The sequence below is a fragment of the Azospirillum baldaniorum genome (assembly GCF_003119195.2).
GTDB lineage: Bacteria > Pseudomonadota > Alphaproteobacteria > Azospirillales > Azospirillaceae > Azospirillum > Azospirillum baldaniorum.
The window spans coordinates 1237285-1253463 of sequence record NZ_CP022253.1 but is presented as its reverse complement, the minus strand read 5'-3'; the positions used below and the strand labels follow the sequence as shown (position 1 = coordinate 1253463).

The following is a 16179-nucleotide window of genomic DNA, read 5'->3' as shown; positions in this document are numbered from 1 at the left end:
GCTCACTCCCGCGGGAACAGTTTGATTTGGTAGAGGCCGGGGTCGGCCAGGATCGGCTCCAGCGCGTCGCCCAGCACCGTTGCCCACAGCGCCGCCCCCTCCGGCGTGGCGATCAAATCCTGGCGCACCTCGACCAGGACGTTGGGCAGCCCGGCGGGCGTCGCGTGGCTTTCCACCGTGCCGCCCAGGGTGGTCCGGCCCGAATAGGGCTCGTTGTCGCCGACGCACCAGCGCCCGTCGGCGCGCAGCCGCGCGATCATCGGGATCGGGATGCGCGGGTCGTGGTCCCACAGGATGCCGACATGCCAGGGCCGGGCGACGCCGCGCATGGCGGGCGTGAAGCTGTGGATCGACAGCAGCACCGGCACCTGCCCGCGCTCGCGCCGCCGGGCGACCTCGGCGGCGACGGCCTCGTGATAGGGCCGGAAGATGGCGTCGATCCGGCGCTCCTCCTCGGCCCGGTCCAGGGCCCGGTTGCCGGGGATCACCACGTCGTCGCTGACCACCGGGATCGCCGTCGGGTCGTCCAGCGCACGGTTCGGGTCGATCACCAGCCGGGAATAGCCGGACAGCACCGCCGTGGCGCCGAACCGCTCCGACAGCCGCCGCGTCACCTCCGCCGCGCCGATGTCGTAGGCGATGTGCCGGCACAGATTCGTCTCGTCCAGCCCCAGCGTTCCCAGAGCCTTCGGAATGGCCCGCGAAGCGTGGTCGCACAGCAGCAGGACCGGGCTGTCCGACTCCGGACGCAGCACGGTGACCGGCGGCGGATCATCGGGACCCAGCAACGGTGGGGCCGGCGCGACGCGGGGTGGCGACGGCAGGGTCACCGGTCGCGGGTGTTCGGCGGGCTTGCAGGGGGATCGCTGCGTCATGATGGCACAGTATTGCAGGGTCTCGGTCGCAGCGGAAGTTCCCGCCGGCTGGTTCCCAAGGCAACGGTCCGGCGGCACGGATGATCCCGACGGAGCGGCAATGTCCCACAATCCGGGGCTTCCGCAGATGAGCCATGCGGCGGGCGCCCGTGGCGCCTAGGGGGTGCGTCCGTTATAACGGACGCCATGCCGGACGCCAGCACCCTCGCCCCCACCGCGCGCGCCGACTCGGCGCAGCGGATCGCGCTGATCGCCCTTCTGACCGGGGCGCTGGGAATCGCCTTCGCCCCGATCTTCGTGCGCCTGTCCGAACTGGGGCCGAGCGCCACCGCCTTCTGGCGGCTCGCCTTTGCCATCCCGGCCCTGTGGGTCTGGATGGCGGTGGAACCGAAAGGAGGCGCGCGGTCGCGCAAGCCTTCGTCGCGGTCCGACTACGCGCGGCTGACCGCGGCGGGCCTGTTCTTCGCCGGAGACCTCGCCATCTGGCACTGGTCGATCCGCTACACCTCCGTCGCCAACTCCACGCTGCTCGCGAACTTCGCACCGATCTTCGTGACGCTGGTCTCTTGGCTGGTGTTCAAGGAGCGGTTCAGCCGGACTTTCCTGATGGGGCTCGGTCTGGCGCTGTGCGGAGCCGTCGTGCTGATGGGGCAGAGCCTGAAGCTGAGCCCGGACCATCTGTTCGGCGACGCCCTCGGGCTGCTGACCGCGGTTTTCTACGGCGGCTACATCCTGGCGGTGGGCCGGCTGCGGGCGGAGTTTTCCACGGCCACCATCATGACCTGGAGCGGAGTCGTCACCGGCCTCGCCCTGCTGCCCATCGCCCTGCTGTCTGGCGAGAGCCTGATCGCCGGATCGCTTGGGGGCTGGACGGTGCTGCTGGGGCTCGCGCTGGTCAGCCATGCCGGCGGCCAGAGCCTGATTGCCTATGCGCTGGCCCATCTGCCCGCCGCCTTCTCCTCCGTCAGCCTGCTGCTCCAGCCGGCGGCGGCGGCGGTGCTGGCCTGGGCGCTGCTCGCCGAACCGCTCGGCGCTCTTCAGGCGGTGGGCGGTGCCGTGGTGTTGGCCGGCATCCTGATGGCCCGGCGCGGGAGCCGATGAAACGCCGCCGATGACGCGGACCATACGCCGCCGTCCGGATGCGAGTTGACGTGATTTGCCCGACTCGGGTACGACCTATGACCGATTGCTGATGAAAGGGCATGCCACCGTGTCCGACACCGAAGAACCCCACCACGTACCGGCCTCCTCCCAGCGCATTTCCGAATGGGTGGCGGAGCGGATTCTCGAGCGGATCGCCCGTGGCGAACTCGTTCCGGGAGAGCGCCTGCCCGGCGAGCGCCAGCTTGCGGAGCAGCTCCACGTCAGCCGGGTGTCGGTGCGCGCGGCCCTGCAGAAGCTGAAGACGCAGGGCTTCCTGACCGCCGTGCAGGGCGGCGGCACGCGCGTGGTGTCCTCCGCGGGCGCCATGGACGGCGCCCTGACCGAGATGGTCCGCGTGAAACACGCCAACCTCTGCGACCTCGTGGAGATCCGGCAGGCCCTGGAAAGCTGGGCAGCCCGGCGCGCCACCGAGCGCGCGACCCAGGAGCAGATCGACCACATCGGGCGGGTCCTCGCCGCGATGGGCGAGACGGGCCGCGACGGCAAACAGGCCGCCGACGACATGGACTTCCACCTCGCCGTCGCCCAGGCGGCCGGGAGCCCGGTCTACCTGCATCTGCTGGCGACCATCCGCGACATCCTCGGCCAGATGATGGAGTACCATCACACCGAACCCTTCGCGCTGGGCCGCGAGGCGCTGATGATCGACCATCACCGCGCCATCTACGACGCCATCCGGCGCCGCGACGCCGATGCCGCCGCCGTTGCGGCCACCGATCACCTCGGCTGGGTGCTCGACCGCTACAACGATCTGAGCCGCAAGGCGGAAGACCTCTCGCGCCCCGACACCGACGCCGCTCCGTAACGAGGGGCGGCGCCGTTGGGGAGGACCGCCCTCCCCGCCTCGTCGTCACGGCATGGAAAAAGCCGCGAGGGTCCGAAGATCCTCGCGGCTTTTCTTTTCAGCCGATCATGGCGATCCTGGGTCAGGCGGCCCGGTCAGGCCGCCAGGATCCCCTCGATCTGCTTGGTCACGTCGTCGATCTCGGCCATGCCGTCCACCGTCTTCAGAACACCACGGCTCTGATAATACGGCAGGATCGGCGCGGTCTGCTCGTGATACTGGGCGAGGCGGGTCTTCACCGTGTCGGCGTTGTCGTCGGCCCGGCGCTTGAACTCCGTGCTGCCGCAGACATCGCAAACGCCCTCGACCTTCGGCTTCTCGAAGACGTCGTGGTAGCCCTTGCCGCACTTGGCGCAGGTGTAACGGCCAGTGATGCGCTCGACCAGGATGTCGTCCACGACCTTCATCTCGATCACGTGATCGAGCTTCAGGCCCTTGTCCGACAGCATGGTGTCCAGCGCTTCGGCCTGGGCGACCGTGCGCGGGAAACCATCGAGGATGAAGCCGTTGGCCACATCCGGCTTGGAAATGCGCTCAGCGATGATTTTGACCATCAGCTCGTCCGGCATCAATTTGCCGGCGGACATGATGTCCTTCGCCTGCTGCCCAAGCGGACCACCCTCGGCGACCATCGCGCGGAGCATATCGCCCGTGGAAAGCTGGACGAGCCCGCGCGTGTCTTCGAGACGCCGCGCCTGGGTCCCCTTCCCGGCGCCCGGCGGTCCGAGCAGAATGAGATTCATTACTTTCTCCCCCGAAGCTTCGCTTTTTTAATCAGCCCCTCATACTGGTGGGCCAGCAGATGGGAATGAATCTGCGCAACCGTGTCCATCGTCACCGTGACCACGATCAGCAGGCTGGTGCCGCCAAAATAGAACGGAACCGAATGCTGGGAAATCAGGATTTCGGGGAGGAGACAAACCGCCACAAGGTAGGCCGAGCCGATCACCGTCAACCGGGTCAGCACGTAGTCGATGTAGTCCGCGGTGTTCTTGCCCGGACGGATGCCGGGAATGAAACCGCCATACTTACGCAGGTTCTCGGCCGTGTCCGCGGGGTTGAAGACGATGGCCGTGTAGAAGAAGCAGAAGAAGATGATCAGCGCCGAATACAGGATCATGTAGAGCGGCGTGCCGTGCGCGAGATAGCGCGTGACGGTCTGCAGCCACTCCGGACCCTCGCCGCCGGCAAAGCCGACCGCGGTCAGCGGCAGCAGCAGCAGCGACGACGCGAAGATCGGCGGGATGACGCCCGAAGTGTTCAGCTTCAGCGGCAGGTGCGACGCTTCGCCACCGAACACGCGGTTGCCCATCTGCCGCTTCGGATACTGGATCAGCAGCCGGCGCTGCGCGCGCTCCATGAACACGATGAAGAACACGACGCCCACCGCCATCAGCAGCAGGAAGACGATGAACAGCGTGGACAGCGCGCCGGTGCGGCCCAGCTCCAGCGTGCTGACGAGAGCGCGCGGCAGCTCGGCGACGATGCCGGCGAAGATGATGAGGGAGATGCCGTTGCCGATGCCGCGGGCGGTGATCTGCTCGCCCAGCCACATCAGGAACATCGTGCCGCCGACCAGCGTGATGACGGTGGCGATCTTGAAGAACAGCCCCGGTTCCGGAACCGCGGCGCCGGACGCGCCGGTCATCGCCTCAAGCCCCACCGCCAAGCCCCAGGCCTGCACGGTCGCCAGAAGGACGGTGCCGTAGCGGGTGTACTGGTTCAGCTTCTTGCGGCCCGACTCGCCCTCCTTCTTCAGCGCTTCCATCTGCGGCGACACCGCGGTCAGAAGCTGCACGATGATGGAGGCCGAAATGTACGGCATGATGTTGAGCGCGAAGATCGTCATGCGGTGCAGCGCGCCGCCGGCCAGCATGTCGAACATGCCCAGGATGCCCCCGCCCTGCTGCCGGAAAATATCGGCCAGGATCTGCGGGTTGACGCCCGGAATCGGGATGTAGGTGCCCAGGCGGTAAATGATCAAGGCACCAAGGGTGAACCAGATCCGCTTCTTCAGCTCGGTCGCCTTGGAGAAGGCCCCGAAATTAATGTTCGCGGCAAGCTGCTCGGCCGCTGATGCCATGGGTCGTATCCCTGTCCCTAATGCACGAACGGGGCGGTCCTGCAGGATGCAGGCCGCCCCTCGCAACTTCGCTTCATTTAGTGCCGGAAGATGCCCGCGCGCAAGCGCGGGCTTCCGATCACTCGGCGGCTTCGGCGGCGGACGCGGTCAGCGTGACGCTGCCACCCGCCTTCTCGACCGCTTCCACAGCCGACTTGGAGGCGCCGGCCACGGTGAAGCTGGCCTTCGTCGTCAGGGCGCCCTTGCCCAGCAGACGAATGCCGTCCTTCTTCACCTTGCCGGTGACGCCCGCCGCTTCCAGAGCCACCGCATCGATGGTCTGGCTGGCGTCGAGCTTGCCGGCGTCGATGAACTTCTGGACCAGGCCCAGGTTCACGACCGAGTATTCCTTCGCGAAGATGTTGCGGAAACCGCGCTTCGGAAGGCGGCGGTGAAGGGGCATCTGGCCGCCTTCAAAGCCGTTGATGGCCACGCCGGTGCGCGAGGTCTGACCCTTGACGCCACGGCCGCCGGTCTTGCCCTTGCCCGAACCGATACCGCGGCCGACGCGCATGCGCTCCTTACGGGCACCGGGGTTGTCCCGGAGATCGTTCAGCTTCGTCATGGGTTCAGCCCTCGTTCTCGACGCGGACCAGGTGCGCGACCTTGGCGATCATGCCCCGCACGGCCGGAGTGTCCTCCAGCTCGCGGGTCCGGTGCAGCTTGTTGAGACCCAGACCGACCAGCGTCTCGCGCTGGTCGTGCTTACGACCGATCGGGCTGCCGGTCTGGGTGACGATGACGGTCTTCTTCTCGGCCATGATCAAGCCTCCTGCGCACCGGCGGCGCCGGTTTCACGCTTGCCGAGGATGTCGCTCACGCGACGGCCGCGGCGGGCGGCGACGCTGCGCGGGCTGGAAACCTGCGACAGGGCGTCGAAGGTCGCCTTGATCATGTTGTGCGGGTTCGAGGTGCCGATGGACTTCGTCACCACGTCCTGCACACCCAGCGCCTCGAAGATCGCGCGCATCGGACCGCCGGCGATGATGCCGGTACCGGCCGGGGCGGTGCGCAGCACGACCTTGCCGGCACCGAAGTGACCGTTGGAGTCGTGGTGCAGCGTGCGGCCTTCGCGCAGCGGAACGCGGATCATGCCGCGCTTCGCCTGGTCGGTGGCCTTGCGGATCGCCTCCGGCACTTCACGGGCCTTGCCCGATCCGACGCCGACGCGGCCCTTGCCGTCACCGACCACCACCAGGGCGGCGAAGCCGAAGCGACGGCCACCCTTCACAACCTTGGCGACGCGGTTGATCCCAACGAGCTTTTCAATCAGCTCGCTCTCTTCCCGGTCGCGATCGCGCGGCTGCCGATCACGGTCGCTCCGCTCGCCTCTTTCACGTGCCATTTCGGAGCCTCCTTAGAACGACAGCCCGCCCTCGCGGGCGGCGTCAGCCAGGGCCTTGACCCGGCCGTGGTAAATGTAGCCACCACGGTCGAACACGACCTCGGTGACGCCCGCCGCCTTGGCGCGCTCGGCGATGAGCGCACCGATCTTCTGGGCGGCTTCGACGTTCCCACCGTGCTTGAGCTGCTCGCGCAGCTCCTTTTCCACGGACGAGGCCGAGGCGACCGTGCGGCCGTTCTCGTCGTCGATGATCTGGGCGTAGATGTGCAGATTGGACCGGAAAACCGAGAGGCGAGCCCGCCCGCCGGCCTTCTTGGCAATCTGCGCGCGCACGCGCTGCTTGCGGCGCTCGTGGAGTTGCTTTGGCTTGAGCATGGCGGACCTTACTTCTTCTTGCCTTCCTTGCGGATCAGCGTCTCGGTCTCGTACTTGATGCCCTTGCCCTTATAGGGCTCCGGCTTCTTCCAACCGCGGATCTCCGCGGCGACTTGACCGACCTTCTGCTTGTCGAAGCCCGACACCGAGATCGCGGTGGGCTTGTCACACTTGATGGTGATGCCCTCCGGGATCGGGTACTTGACGTCGTGCGAGTAGCCGAGCTGCATGACCAGCTCCTTGCCCTGCACGGCGGCACGGTAACCGACGCCGTTGATCTCGAGGTTGATGGTGAAGCCCTGGTTGACGCCCGTGACCATGTTGTTGATCAGGGTGCGCGAGGTTGCCCACATGACGCGGGCGCGCTTGCTGTCGTTCGCCGGGGCCACCACGACCTTGCCGTCTTCCAGCTTGGCCGTGATGTCGTCGATGAGGGTCAGGCTGAGCGAACCCAGCTTGCCCTTGGCCGACACCTGCTGGCCGTTGACGGAGACGTCAACACCAGCCGGAACCGGCACGGGATGCTTTCCAATGCGCGACATCGAAGGGTCCCCCTTAGAACACGCGGCAGAGGACTTCACCGCCGACGTTGGCGGCGCGGGCCTCATTGTCCGACATCACGCCGCGCGGCGTGGAGAGGATCGCGATGCCGAGGCCGTTGAAGACGCGGGGCAGATCGGTGATCTTCGAATAGACGCGGCGGCCGGGCTTCGACACACGGGCGATCTGCTTAATCACAGGCTCGCCTTCGTGATACTTCAGCTCGATCTTCAGGTTCTTGATGCCGGGGCGCAGCTCCTCCTCGGAGTAGCCGCGGATGTAACCCTCGCGCTTGAGAACCTCAAGCACGTTGCTGCGCAGCTTCGACGCCGGGCTCTGCACAACAGACATACGGGCGTGCTGACCGTTGCGAATGCGGGTCAGCATATCGCCGAGCGGATCGCTCAAAGACATTCTCCGACCCTCCTTACCAGCTCGACTTCACCATCCCCGGGATCTGGCCAGTCGAGGCCAGTTCACGGAGGGTGACGCGGGACAGCTTAAACTTGCGATAGAACGCCCGCGGACGGCCGGTCATTTCGCAGCGGTTGCGGATGCGCACCTTCGACGAGTTGCGCGGCATTTCGGCCAGCTTGAGGCGGGCGGCGAACTGCTCTTCCGGCGGGAGGGAGCGATCGGAGGCGATGGCCTTCAGGCGGGCACGCTTGTTGGCGAACTGCTTCACCAGCTTGGTGCGACGCTTGTTCTTCTCGATGGCACTGGTCTTAGCCATGGGGTCGTGCTCCAGCCAATCAGGCCACAAACGGCATGTCGAAGGCCTTCAGGAGAGCCTTGGCCTCCTTGTCGGTCTTCGCCGAGGTGACGAAAATGATGTCCATGCCGCGGATCTGATCGATCTTGTCGTAGTCGATCTCCGGGAAAATGATCTGCTCCTTCACGCCCATGGCATAGTTGCCACGGCCGTCGAAGCTGTTGCCGGGGATGCCGCGGAAGTCGCGGACACGCGGCAACGCGATCGTGACCAGGCGATCCAGGAACTCGTACATCCGCTCACGACGGAGCGTGACCTTGCACCCGATCGCCATGCCCTCACGCAGCTTGAACTGCGCGATCGACTTGCGGGACTTCGTGACGATCGGCTTCTGGCCGCTGATCGCCGTCAGTTCGCTCACCGCATTCTGGATCTTCTTGGAGTCGCCGACAGCCTCGCCGACACCCATGTTGATGACGATCTTCTCGATCCGCGGAACTTCCATGTCGTTCGCGTAGCCGAACTCAGCCTTGAGCGCAGCGCGGATCTTGGAGTCGTACACTTCCTTCAAACGTGCAGCCATTGGTCCGGTCCTCACACGTCGATGACTTCGCCGGACCGCTTGGCGACACGCACCTTGCGGCCATCCTCAAGGACCTTGAAACCGACGCGGGTCGGCTTGCCGTCCTTGGGGTCGACATGAGCAACGTTCGAGACGTTGATGGGCGCCTCGAACTCAACGATGCCGCCCTGCGAGGTGGCGCTCGGACGCTGGTGCTTCTTCACCACGTTCACGCCCTGCACGACGACACGGTTTTCCGCCGGGATGACCTTGAGGACCTCACCGGTCTTCCCCTTGTCCTTGCCGGCAAGGATGACGACCTTGTCCTTGGTCTTGATCTTCGCGGCCATCACAGCACCTCCGGCGCCAGCGAGATGATCTTCATGAACTTCTTGCCGCGAAGCTCACGAGTGACCGGCCCGAAGATACGCGTGCCGATCGGCTCGCCCTGCTTGTTGATCAGCACGGCGGCATTGCGGTCGAAACGGATCGCGGACCCGTCCTCCCGGCGCAGTTCCTTCGCGGTGCGGACGATGACGGCGCGATGCACGTCGCCCTTCTTGACGCGACCCTTCGGAATGGCCTCCTTGACGGAGACGACGATGACGTCGCCGACGGTGGCCACCTTCCGCTTGGACCCGCCAAGCACCTTGATGCACTGCACCCGGCGCGCCCCGCTATTGTCGGCGACTTCCAGGTTGGTTTGCATCTGGATCATGGTTTGTACCCTTCCGTTTACGCGGCGCCGCTAACGGCGGCGGACTCAAGCACGACCGTCCAGCGCTTGCGCTTGGAGATCGGGCGGCATTCGATGATCGAAACGGTATCGCCGACCTTGAACTGGTTGCCCTCGTCGTGGGCGGCGTACTTCTTCGACTGACGAATGAACTTCTTGTACACGGGGTGCATGACGCGGCGCTCGACCAGGACGATAACCGTCTTGTCGCCCTTGTCGCTGACCACCGTGCCCTGCAGAACGCGGCGAGGCATAGGTAGCCCTCCTTACTTGCCGGCTTCGGCCGAGCGCGAACGCTCGCCGAGGATCGTCTTGATGCGCGCGATGTCGCGACGCACCACTCGCACCCGCGCGGTGTTCTCCAGCTGGCCGGAGGCCCGCTGGAAACGCAGGTTGAACTGTTCCTTTTTGAGCTGGAGGAGCTGATCGTTCAGCTCCTCGGTGCTCTTCGCACGAACGTCGACGGACTTCATGCCGCCACCTCCTCACCGCCGCCGAGGCGGGTCACCAGCTTGGTCTTGATCGGCAGCTTGGCGGCCGCCAGGGCGAACGCCTGCTTTGCCACATCCGCGGGCACGCCGTCCAGCTCAAACAGGATGCGGCCGGGATGAACGCGGGCCGCCCAGTACTCGGGCGTGCCCTTACCGGAACCCATGCGGACTTCGGCGGGCTTGGTGGAGACCGGCAGGTCCGGGAACACGCGGATCCACACGCGGCCCTGACGCTTCATGGCGCGGGTGATCGCGCGGCGGGCCGCCTCGATCTGGCGGGCCGTGATGCGCTCCGGCTCCAGGGCCTTGAGGCCGAAGGAGCCGAAGTTCAGCTGGGTGCCGCCCTTCGCGTTGCCGTGGATGCGGCCCTTGTGGGCCTTGCGGTACTTGGTACGCTTCGGAGAAAGCATCGCTCGTGCCCCTTACTAGCGGTCAGCCCGCTCGGAGCGGTCACGGTCGCCGCGACCACGGCCCCCACGCTCCTCACGGTCACCACGCTCGCGACGCTCGCGCCGCGGCTCGCCATCGGTCGACACCGGCTCGGTGCCCATGCGCTTGTCCTGCGCCATCGGGTCGTGCGCCATGATCTCGCCCTTGAAGACCCACACCTTGACACCGCAGGTGCCGTAGGTGGTCTTCGCGGTCGCGGTGCCGTAGTCGATGTCCGCACGCAGGGTGTGCAGCGGAACGCGGCCCTCGCGGTACCACTCCAGGCGGGCGATCTCGGCGCCGCCGAGACGACCGGAGCAGTTGATCCGGATGCCCTGGGCGCCCAGACGCATGGCCGACTGGACCGCACGCTTCATGGCGCGGCGGAAGGCGACACGGCGCTCGAGCTGGTTGGAGATGTTCTCGGCGATGAGCTTGGCATCGATCTCCGGCTTGCGGATCTCGATGATGTTCAGGCTCACTTCGCCGCCGGCCATCTTCGACAGCTCGGTGCGCAGCTTCTCGATGTCCGCGCCCTTCTTGCCGATCACCACGCCCGGACGGGCCGAGTGGATGGTGACGCGGGCCTTCTTGGCCGGACGCTCGATGATAACGCGCGAGCAGCCGGCCTGCTGCAGGCGACCCTGCAGGTAACCGCGCAGCTTCAGGTCCTGGTGCAGCAGGTTGGCGTAGTCGCGCTTGGCGAACCAACGGCTGTCCCAGGTCCGGTTGATGCCGAGGCGCAGCCCGATCGGATTGACTTTCTGACCCATCTTACTCGGCCCCTTCGGCAGCGGCGGCGTCGCGCTCACGCACGATGATCGTCAGGTTGGAGAACAGCTTCTCGACCCGCGCGCCGCGCCCACGGGCACGGGCGTGGAAGCGCTTCATCACCAGGGCGCGGCCGACCGTCGCCGAGGAGACGTACAGGCGGTCCACATCGAGCTGATGGTTGTTCTCGGCGTTGGCGATCGCGGCCTGGAGGACCTTCTTCACCTCGCCGGCGATGCGGCGCTTGGAGAAGGTCAGCTCGGCCACGGCGCTGCTGGCATCCTTGTTCCGGATGAGCTGGGCGACGAGGTTCAGCTTGCGCGGGCTGGTGCGGATCATCGGATTGGAGGCGATGGCCTCGTTCTCCGCGATACGGCTGGGGTTGGAGGGCTTGCCCATGGCTTACTTCCTCTTCGCCTTCTTGTCCGCCGCGTGCCCGTAGAAGGTGCGCGTCGGAGCGAACTCACCGAACTTGTGGCCGATCATGTTCTCGGTCACCAGAACCGGCAGGAACTTGTGGCCATTGTACACGCCGAACGTGAGACCCACGAACTGCGGCAGGATCGTCGAGCGACGCGACCAGATCTTGATGATCTCGTTGCGGCCCGAGGCCCGCGACTTGTCCGCCTTCTTGAGCAGGTAGCCGTCGACGAACGGGCCCTTCCAAACGGAGCGTGCCATCGTCCGCCCTCCTTACTTCGAATGACGGCGGCGCAGGATCAGGCCATCCGTCTTCTTGTTGTGACGAGTCTTCTTGCCCTTGGTCGGCTTGCCCCACGGCGTGACCGGATGACGGCCACCCGAAGTGCGGCCTTCACCACCACCGTGCGGGTGATCGATCGGGTTCATGGCGACACCACGGACGGACGGACGGATGCCCAGCCAACGGCTGCGACCGGCCTTGCCCTTGTTGGTGTTCATGTTGTCCGGGTTCGACACGGCACCCAGGGTGGCCATGCAGTCGCCGCGGACCACGCGAAGCTCGCCCGAGGGCAGCTTCAGCTGGGCGTAGCCACCGTCGCGACCGACCAGCTGCAGGTAGGTGCCGGCCGAACGGGCCAGCTGACCACCCTTGCCGGGCTTCAGCTCGACGTTGTGCAGCACCGAACCGACCGGGATGTTCTTCAGCGGCATGGCGTTGCCGGGCTTCACATCCACCTTCTCGCCGGCGATCACCGTGTCGCCCACCTTCAGGCGCTGCGGCGCCAGAATGTAGGACATGGTGCCGTCCTCATACTTGATGAGGGCGATGAAGGCCGTACGGTTCGGATCGTACTCCAGGCGCTCGACGGTCGCCGGAACGTTGAACTTACGGCGCTTGAAGTCCACCAGACGGTAGACGCGCTTGTGACCGCCACCCATCCGGCGCGCGGTGATGCGGCCGGTGTTGTTGCGGCCGCCGGACTTGGTCAGGCCCTCGGTGAGGGTCTTGACCGGCTTGCCCTTCCACAGCTCCGAGCGGTCGACGATGACCAGCTGGCGGAGCGACGGCGTAATTGGGCGATATTGCTTCAGAGCCATCGGATCACACTCCCGCTCAGATGCCCGTGGTCACGTCGATCTTGTTCCCCTCGGCGAGGGTCACGACGGCCTTCTTGAAGTCCGAGCGACGGCCGATGGTGCCGCGGAAGCGCTTGGTCTTGCCCTTGGTAACCAGGGTGTTGACCGCCGTCACCTTCACGTTGAACAGCCCCTCGACCGCCGACTTGATCTCCGGCTTGGTCGCCGACAGCGGCACGCGGAACGTCACCTGATTGTGCTCCGACGCCATCGTCGACTTCTCGGTGATCACCGGAGCCAGGATGAGGTCGTACATCCGCTCCTGGCTCACCGCAGGTTTCGACTGCTTGCTCATTTCAGGCGAGCCTCCAGCTGCTCGACCGCGTTGCGGGTCAGGACCAGCGTATCGCGGCGAAGAATGTCGTAGACGTTGGCGCCCTGCTCCGGCAGCACGTCGATCAGCGGGATGTTGCGCGAGGCCCGAGCGAAGTTCTCGTTCAGGTTGGCGCCATCGATGATCAGAGCCGAGGTCAGGCCGAGCGAAGCGAGACGGACAGCCAGTTCCTTGGTCTTGTGGCTCTCGGCCGAAGCGGCGTCGAGGACCAGGAGCTTGCCTTCCGCGGCCTTGGTGGACAGCGCGGTCTTCAGGGCCAGCTTGCGGACCTTCTTGGTCAGGTCGTGCTCGTGCGAACGGACGACCGGGCCGAAGATGGTCGCACCGCCACGGAACTGGGCGGAGCGCATGGAGCCCTGACGGGCGCGGCCGGTGCCCTTCTGGCGGTACGGCTTCTTGCCGGTGCCGGAGATCTCGCTGATCGTCTTGGTCTTGTGCGTACCGGCGCGGCGCTTGGCCAGCTGCCAGTTGACCATACGGGCGAGGATGTCCGTGCGGGACGGAAGGCCGAAGATCTCGTCAGCCAGCTCGATCTCGCCGACGGTCTCGTTGTTCAGGTTCTTAATGGTCGCCTTCATGGCCATCACTCCTGCGGCTCGGCGGCGGCTTCAGCGGCCGGCGCAGCCTTGATCCCGGCGGGGAACGGCAGACCTTCCGGAGCCTTCTTCTTCACCGCGTCGCGGATGCGGAGCCAAGCTCCCTCGGCGCCCGGAACGGCACCCTTGAGGAAGATCAGACCGCGGTCCTCATCGACCGACACGACCTTCAGGTTCAGAACCGTGACCTTCTCGTCGCCGAGATGACCGGCCATCTTCTTGTTCTTGAAGACCTTGCCGGGGTCCTGGCGGTTACCCGTCGAACCGTGCGAGCGGTGCGACACCGACACGCCGTGCGTCGCGCGCAGACCACCGAAGTTCCAGCGCTTCATCGGACCGGCGAAGCCCTTACCGATGGAAGTGCCGGTGACGTCGACGAACTGGCCCGGGAGGAAATGCGCAGCCGAGAGCTCGGCGCCGACCTCGATCAGCGCGTCGGCATCGACGCGGAACTCGACCAGCTTGCGCTTGGGCTCGACGCGCGCCTTGGCGAAATGCCCGCGCTGCGGCTTCGTGACGTTCTTCACCTTGATGGCGCCTGCGCCGAGCTGGACGGCGGTGTAGCCATCCTTGTCCTCGGTGCGGACGGCGACGACCTGGCAGCTGTCGACTTTCAGCACAGTCACCGGCACGTGCTGCCCGTCGTCCGTGAAGACGCGGGTCATGCCGACTTTCTGCGCGATCAAACCGGATCGCATTGTTCTTTATCTCCTGACCAGGGACATCCTCAGAGGGAGAGGTCCCTCAACAGCAACGAATTAGAGCTTGATCTCGACGTCCACACCGGCAGCGAGGTCGAGCTTCATCAGCGCGTCCACCGTCTGCGGCGTCGGATCGACGATGTCGAGCAGACGCTTGTGGGTGCGGATTTCGAACTGCTCGCGCGACTTCTTGTCGACGTGCGGCGAGCGGTTCACCGTAAACTTCTCGATCTGCGTCGGCAGCGGGATCGGGCCCCGCACCCGAGCACCGGTCCGCTTGGCGGTGTTGACGATCTCGCTGGTCGACTGGTCGAGCACGCGATGATCGAACGCCTTCAAGCGGATGCGGATGTTCTGGCTGTCCATGTCCAAACGTCCCTTGCACCTCGTTTCGGTGACGCGACTGCGCCACCGGCACCCCAAAATCTGTCCCCCGGGGACCCGCGGCGGCAGGCGAACCTGCGCCGGCTCACCGAAGCGGTGGGCGGCGGTTCGTCTGTCCGATCTGACGGCCGATACGAAAAAGAACATCCCCCGCATCGCAATGCGGATGGATGTTCCTGGCAGCAACCGGTGCAAGTGGAGCTTGCGGTGCCGTTCGTGATCGGGCTGCGTCTAGGCCGGACGTGCCTACTACCAACCCAAATTCCAGAGGGCGTAACGTGTATGCCCTAGGCGCCCCGGTGTCAACCCACATTTTCCCCCTTGTGACAGGAGGATGACGGGATCGGCCCGGCTCGGCGAGTCACGCCGCATTTTCGCGGATCGGCCATGCAAAAGGGGGCCGACCCGCAGGTCGGCCCCCTCCGCAAAAGACGACCTTACTTGATGATCGAGGCGACGACGCCGGCGCCGACGGTGCGGCCACCCTCGCGGATGGCGAAGCGCAGGCCCTCGTCCATGGCGATCGGAGCGATCAGCTCGACTTCCATGGAGATGTTGTCGCCCGGCATCACCATCTCGGTGCCTTCCGGCAGCTTCACCATGCCCGTCACGTCGGTCGTGCGGAAGTAGAACTGCGGACGGTAGTTGGTGAAGAACGGCGTGTGACGGCCACCCTCTTCCTTCGTCAGGATGTAGGCCTCGGCCTTGAAGGTGGTGTGCGGCGTGATGCTGCCCGGCTTGGCCAGGACCTGGCCGCGCTCGACGTCCTCACGCTTCGTGCCGCGCAGCAGCGCGCCGATGTTGTCGCCCGCCTCACCCGAGTCGAGCAGCTTGCGGAACATCTCGACGCCGGTCACCGTCGTCTTGACCGTGGTCTTCAGACCGACGATCTCGACTTCCTCGCCGACCTTGACGATGCCACGCTCGACGCGGCCGGTCACCACCGTGCCGCGGCCCGAGATCGAGAACACGTCCTCGATCGGCATCAGGAACGGACGGTCCTTCGGACGCTCCGGCTGCGGGATGTACTGGTCGACCTCGGCCATCAGCTTGAGGATCGCGTCACGGCCGATCTCCGGCGAACGGTCCTCCAGCGCGCACAGCGCCGAGCCCTTGACGATCGGAATGTCGTCGCCCGGGAACTGGTAGGAGGACAGCAGCTCGCGCACCTCCATCTCGACCAGCTCGAGCAGCTCCGGATCGTCGACCATGTCGACCTTGTTCATGAACACCACCAGCGCCGGCACGCCGACCTGGCGGGCCAGAAGGATGTGCTCGCGGGTCTGCGGCATCGGGCCGTCGGCGGCCGACACGACCAGGATCGCGCCGTCCATCTGCGCGGCGCCCGTGATCATGTTCTTCACGTAGTCGGCGTGGCCCGGGCAATCGACGTGGGCGTAGTGGCGGTTGGTCGTCTCGTACTCGACGTGCGCCGTCGAGATCGTGATGCCGCGCGCCTTCTCTTCCGGCGCCTTGTCGATCTGGTCGTAGGCGGTGAAGGTCGCGCCGCCGCTCTCGGCCAGCACCTTCGTGATCGCCGCCGTCAGCGACGTCTTGCCGTGGTCGACGTGGCCGATCGTGCCGATGTTGCAGTGCGGCTTGTTCCGCTCGAACTTTGCCTTCGCCATGGTGTGTGCT

Annotated in this window: 27 protein-coding genes; 2 read left to right on the top strand and 25 right to left on the bottom strand. The window is 65.9% G+C overall.

Annotation, left to right across the window (positions count from 1 at the left end):
- Positions 1-2: 2 nt before the first annotated feature.
- Entirely contained in the window at positions 3-875 is an 873-nt protein-coding gene (locus tag Sp245p_RS05860; RefSeq protein ID WP_014241016.1) for an N-formylglutamate amidohydrolase, read from the bottom strand.
- Positions 876-1061: 186 nt separating this feature from the next.
- Here Sp245p_RS05860 and Sp245p_RS05855 point away from each other — a divergent pair, with 186 nt between their 5' ends.
- Together Sp245p_RS05855 and Sp245p_RS05850 are read left to right on the top strand one after the other, a co-directional pair.
- Positions 1062-1976, top strand: coding sequence for a DMT family transporter (locus Sp245p_RS05855; protein WP_014241017.1), 915 nt, complete (start codon positions 1062-1064; stop codon positions 1974-1976).
- A gap of 109 nt (positions 1977-2085) precedes the next feature.
- Positions 2086-2844 carry a FadR/GntR family transcriptional regulator gene (locus Sp245p_RS05850; protein ID WP_103041394.1) on the top strand — a complete coding sequence of 253 codons (759 nt, stop codon included), beginning with the start codon at positions 2086-2088 and terminating at the stop codon, positions 2842-2844.
- A 134-nt stretch (positions 2845-2978) separates the two neighbouring features.
- Here the strand turns inward: Sp245p_RS05850 and Sp245p_RS05845 are convergent, their stop codons facing one another.
- From Sp245p_RS05845 to tuf, 24 genes are all read right to left on the bottom strand, one after another.
- A complete protein-coding gene (locus tag Sp245p_RS05845) occupies positions 2979-3626 on the bottom strand; it encodes an adenylate kinase (RefSeq protein ID WP_014241019.1) in 648 nt (215 codons plus the stop codon).
- Positions 3626-4966 carry a preprotein translocase subunit SecY gene (gene secY, locus Sp245p_RS05840; protein WP_014241020.1) on the bottom strand — a complete coding sequence of 447 codons (1341 nt, stop codon included), beginning with the start codon at positions 4964-4966 and terminating at the stop codon, positions 3626-3628. The genes Sp245p_RS05845 and secY overlap by 1 nt, the downstream gene beginning before the upstream one ends.
- A 118-nt stretch (positions 4967-5084) precedes the next feature.
- Positions 5085-5570, bottom strand: a complete 486-nt coding sequence (gene rplO, locus Sp245p_RS05835; RefSeq protein ID WP_014241021.1) for a 50S ribosomal protein L15 — start codon at positions 5568-5570, stop codon at positions 5085-5087.
- 4 nt (positions 5571-5574) lie between these two features.
- Positions 5575-5766, bottom strand: coding sequence for a 50S ribosomal protein L30 (gene rpmD / locus Sp245p_RS05830; RefSeq protein WP_014241022.1), 192 nt, complete (start codon positions 5764-5766; stop codon positions 5575-5577).
- Between the two features lie 2 nt (positions 5767-5768).
- Complete coding sequence (gene rpsE, locus Sp245p_RS05825) at positions 5769-6350, bottom strand: 30S ribosomal protein S5 (RefSeq protein WP_035675037.1); 582 nt, start codon at positions 6348-6350, stop codon at positions 5769-5771.
- Between the two features lie 12 nt (positions 6351-6362).
- Entirely contained in the window at positions 6363-6725 is a 363-nt protein-coding gene (gene rplR / locus Sp245p_RS05820) for a 50S ribosomal protein L18 (RefSeq protein ID WP_014241024.1), read from the bottom strand.
- An 8-nt stretch (positions 6726-6733) separates the two neighbouring features.
- Positions 6734-7267 (bottom strand): 50S ribosomal protein L6, encoded by a 534-nt coding sequence (gene rplF, locus Sp245p_RS05815; RefSeq protein ID WP_014241025.1) that lies wholly within the window; start codon positions 7265-7267, stop codon positions 6734-6736.
- Positions 7268-7280: 13 nt separating this feature from the next.
- Positions 7281-7679, bottom strand: a complete 399-nt coding sequence (rpsH, locus tag Sp245p_RS05810) for a 30S ribosomal protein S8 (RefSeq protein WP_035675041.1) — start codon at positions 7677-7679, stop codon at positions 7281-7283.
- Positions 7680-7692: 13 nt separating this feature from the next.
- Positions 7693-7998 carry a 30S ribosomal protein S14 gene (gene rpsN, locus Sp245p_RS05805; protein ID WP_014241026.1) on the bottom strand — a complete coding sequence of 102 codons (306 nt, stop codon included), beginning with the start codon at positions 7996-7998 and terminating at the stop codon, positions 7693-7695.
- A 19-nt stretch (positions 7999-8017) separates the two neighbouring features.
- Entirely contained in the window at positions 8018-8560 is a 543-nt protein-coding gene (rplE, locus tag Sp245p_RS05800; RefSeq protein WP_035675042.1) for a 50S ribosomal protein L5, read from the bottom strand.
- Between the two features lie 11 nt (positions 8561-8571).
- A complete protein-coding gene (gene rplX, locus Sp245p_RS05795; protein WP_088123921.1) occupies positions 8572-8892 on the bottom strand; it encodes a 50S ribosomal protein L24 in 321 nt (106 codons plus the stop codon).
- The gene (gene rplN, locus Sp245p_RS05790) at positions 8889-9257 is read right to left on the bottom strand and encodes a 50S ribosomal protein L14 (protein ID WP_012973215.1); all 369 of its coding nucleotides are present in this window, start codon (positions 9255-9257) and stop codon (positions 8889-8891) included. Before rplN ends, rplX begins: the two co-directional genes overlap by 4 nt.
- 17 nt (positions 9258-9274) lie before the next feature.
- Positions 9275-9529 (bottom strand): 30S ribosomal protein S17, encoded by a 255-nt coding sequence (gene rpsQ, locus Sp245p_RS05785; protein WP_014241029.1) that lies wholly within the window; start codon positions 9527-9529, stop codon positions 9275-9277.
- Positions 9530-9541: 12 nt separating this feature from the next.
- A complete protein-coding gene (rpmC, locus tag Sp245p_RS05780) occupies positions 9542-9748 on the bottom strand; it encodes a 50S ribosomal protein L29 (RefSeq protein ID WP_014241030.1) in 207 nt (68 codons plus the stop codon).
- On the bottom strand, positions 9745-10176 hold the full coding sequence (rplP, locus tag Sp245p_RS05775; RefSeq protein ID WP_014241031.1) for a 50S ribosomal protein L16: 432 nt from the start codon (positions 10174-10176) through the stop codon (positions 9745-9747). The genes rpmC and rplP overlap by 4 nt, the downstream gene beginning before the upstream one ends.
- Positions 10177-10191: 15 nt before the next feature.
- A complete protein-coding gene (gene rpsC, locus Sp245p_RS05770; RefSeq protein ID WP_014241032.1) occupies positions 10192-10968 on the bottom strand; it encodes a 30S ribosomal protein S3 in 777 nt (258 codons plus the stop codon).
- A gap of 1 nt (position 10969) precedes the next feature.
- Positions 10970-11365, bottom strand: a complete 396-nt coding sequence (gene rplV, locus Sp245p_RS05765; protein ID WP_014241033.1) for a 50S ribosomal protein L22 — start codon at positions 11363-11365, stop codon at positions 10970-10972.
- Positions 11366-11368: 3 nt separating this feature from the next.
- Positions 11369-11647: a 30S ribosomal protein S19 gene (gene rpsS / locus Sp245p_RS05760; protein WP_014241034.1), complete on the bottom strand. Its 279-nt coding sequence runs from the start codon at positions 11645-11647 to the stop codon at positions 11369-11371.
- A 12-nt stretch (positions 11648-11659) separates the two neighbouring features.
- A complete protein-coding gene (gene rplB, locus Sp245p_RS05755; RefSeq protein WP_014241035.1) occupies positions 11660-12487 on the bottom strand; it encodes a 50S ribosomal protein L2 in 828 nt (275 codons plus the stop codon).
- Between the two features lie 16 nt (positions 12488-12503).
- Positions 12504-12821, bottom strand: a complete 318-nt coding sequence (locus Sp245p_RS05750) for a 50S ribosomal protein L23 (protein ID WP_035675048.1) — start codon at positions 12819-12821, stop codon at positions 12504-12506.
- Positions 12818-13438, bottom strand: a complete 621-nt coding sequence (gene rplD, locus Sp245p_RS05745) for a 50S ribosomal protein L4 (protein WP_041811900.1) — start codon at positions 13436-13438, stop codon at positions 12818-12820. The genes Sp245p_RS05750 and rplD overlap by 4 nt, the downstream gene beginning before the upstream one ends.
- Before the next feature lie 5 nt (positions 13439-13443).
- The gene (rplC, locus tag Sp245p_RS05740; RefSeq protein WP_035675049.1) at positions 13444-14154 is read right to left on the bottom strand and encodes a 50S ribosomal protein L3; all 711 of its coding nucleotides are present in this window, start codon (positions 14152-14154) and stop codon (positions 13444-13446) included.
- A 60-nt stretch (positions 14155-14214) separates the two neighbouring features.
- Positions 14215-14523, bottom strand: coding sequence for a 30S ribosomal protein S10 (gene rpsJ / locus Sp245p_RS05735; RefSeq protein ID WP_014241039.1), 309 nt, complete (start codon positions 14521-14523; stop codon positions 14215-14217).
- A 455-nt stretch (positions 14524-14978) separates the two neighbouring features.
- The gene (gene tuf / locus Sp245p_RS05730) at positions 14979-16169 is read right to left on the bottom strand and encodes an elongation factor Tu (protein WP_014241041.1); all 1191 of its coding nucleotides are present in this window, start codon (positions 16167-16169) and stop codon (positions 14979-14981) included.
- Between the last annotated feature and the right edge of the window lie 10 nt (positions 16170-16179).

What these genes read in the sequence shown, in the direction of transcription:
- rplE (WP_035675042.1), bottom strand. Translation starts at nt 8,560, where the DNA reads ATGGCTGCACGTTTGAAGGAAGTGTACGACTCCAAGATCCGCGCTGCG.
- Sp245p_RS05855 (WP_014241017.1), top strand. Translation starts at nt 1,062, where the DNA reads ATGCCGGACGCCAGCACCCTCGCCCCCACCGCGCGCGCCGACTCGGCG.
- rplP (WP_014241031.1), bottom strand. Translation starts at nt 10,176, where the DNA reads ATGCTTTCTCCGAAGCGTACCAAGTACCGCAAGGCCCACAAGGGCCGC.
- rplF (WP_014241025.1), bottom strand. Translation starts at nt 7,267, where the DNA reads ATGTCGCGCATTGGAAAGCATCCCGTGCCGGTTCCGGCTGGTGTTGAC.
- secY (WP_014241020.1), bottom strand. Translation starts at nt 4,966, where the DNA reads ATGGCATCAGCGGCCGAGCAGCTTGCCGCGAACATTAATTTCGGGGCC.
- rpsN (WP_014241026.1), bottom strand. Translation starts at nt 7,998, where the DNA reads ATGGCTAAGACCAGTGCCATCGAGAAGAACAAGCGTCGCACCAAGCTG.
- rpsH (WP_035675041.1), bottom strand. Translation starts at nt 7,679, where the DNA reads ATGTCTTTGAGCGATCCGCTCGGCGATATGCTGACCCGCATTCGCAAC.
- rpsC (WP_014241032.1), bottom strand. Translation starts at nt 10,968, where the DNA reads ATGGGTCAGAAAGTCAATCCGATCGGGCTGCGCCTCGGCATCAACCGG.
- rplD (WP_041811900.1), bottom strand. Translation starts at nt 13,438, where the DNA reads ATGAAGGCGACCATTAAGAACCTGAACAACGAGACCGTCGGCGAGATC.
- rpsQ (WP_014241029.1), bottom strand. Translation starts at nt 9,529, where the DNA reads ATGCCTCGCCGCGTTCTGCAGGGCACGGTGGTCAGCGACAAGGGCGAC.
- rplN (WP_012973215.1), bottom strand. Translation starts at nt 9,257, where the DNA reads ATGATCCAGATGCAAACCAACCTGGAAGTCGCCGACAATAGCGGGGCG.
- Sp245p_RS05860 (WP_014241016.1), bottom strand. Translation starts at nt 875, where the DNA reads ATGACGCAGCGATCCCCCTGCAAGCCCGCCGAACACCCGCGACCGGTG.
- rpmC (WP_014241030.1), bottom strand. Translation starts at nt 9,748, where the DNA reads ATGAAGTCCGTCGACGTTCGTGCGAAGAGCACCGAGGAGCTGAACGAT.
- tuf (WP_014241041.1), bottom strand. Translation starts at nt 16,169, where the DNA reads ATGGCGAAGGCAAAGTTCGAGCGGAACAAGCCGCACTGCAACATCGGC.
- rplB (WP_014241035.1), bottom strand. Translation starts at nt 12,487, where the DNA reads ATGGCTCTGAAGCAATATCGCCCAATTACGCCGTCGCTCCGCCAGCTG.
- Sp245p_RS05750 (WP_035675048.1), bottom strand. Translation starts at nt 12,821, where the DNA reads ATGAGCAAGCAGTCGAAACCTGCGGTGAGCCAGGAGCGGATGTACGAC.
- rpsJ (WP_014241039.1), bottom strand. Translation starts at nt 14,523, where the DNA reads ATGGACAGCCAGAACATCCGCATCCGCTTGAAGGCGTTCGATCATCGC.
- rpsE (WP_035675037.1), bottom strand. Translation starts at nt 6,350, where the DNA reads ATGGCACGTGAAAGAGGCGAGCGGAGCGACCGTGATCGGCAGCCGCGC.
- rplC (WP_035675049.1), bottom strand. Translation starts at nt 14,154, where the DNA reads ATGCGATCCGGTTTGATCGCGCAGAAAGTCGGCATGACCCGCGTCTTC.
- rplV (WP_014241033.1), bottom strand. Translation starts at nt 11,365, where the DNA reads ATGGGCAAGCCCTCCAACCCCAGCCGTATCGCGGAGAACGAGGCCATC.
- Sp245p_RS05845 (WP_014241019.1), bottom strand. Translation starts at nt 3,626, where the DNA reads ATGAATCTCATTCTGCTCGGACCGCCGGGCGCCGGGAAGGGGACCCAG.
- rplO (WP_014241021.1), bottom strand. Translation starts at nt 5,570, where the DNA reads ATGACGAAGCTGAACGATCTCCGGGACAACCCCGGTGCCCGTAAGGAG.
- rpmD (WP_014241022.1), bottom strand. Translation starts at nt 5,766, where the DNA reads ATGGCCGAGAAGAAGACCGTCATCGTCACCCAGACCGGCAGCCCGATC.
- rpsS (WP_014241034.1), bottom strand. Translation starts at nt 11,647, where the DNA reads ATGGCACGCTCCGTTTGGAAGGGCCCGTTCGTCGACGGCTACCTGCTC.
- rplR (WP_014241024.1), bottom strand. Translation starts at nt 6,725, where the DNA reads ATGCTCAAGCCAAAGCAACTCCACGAGCGCCGCAAGCAGCGCGTGCGC.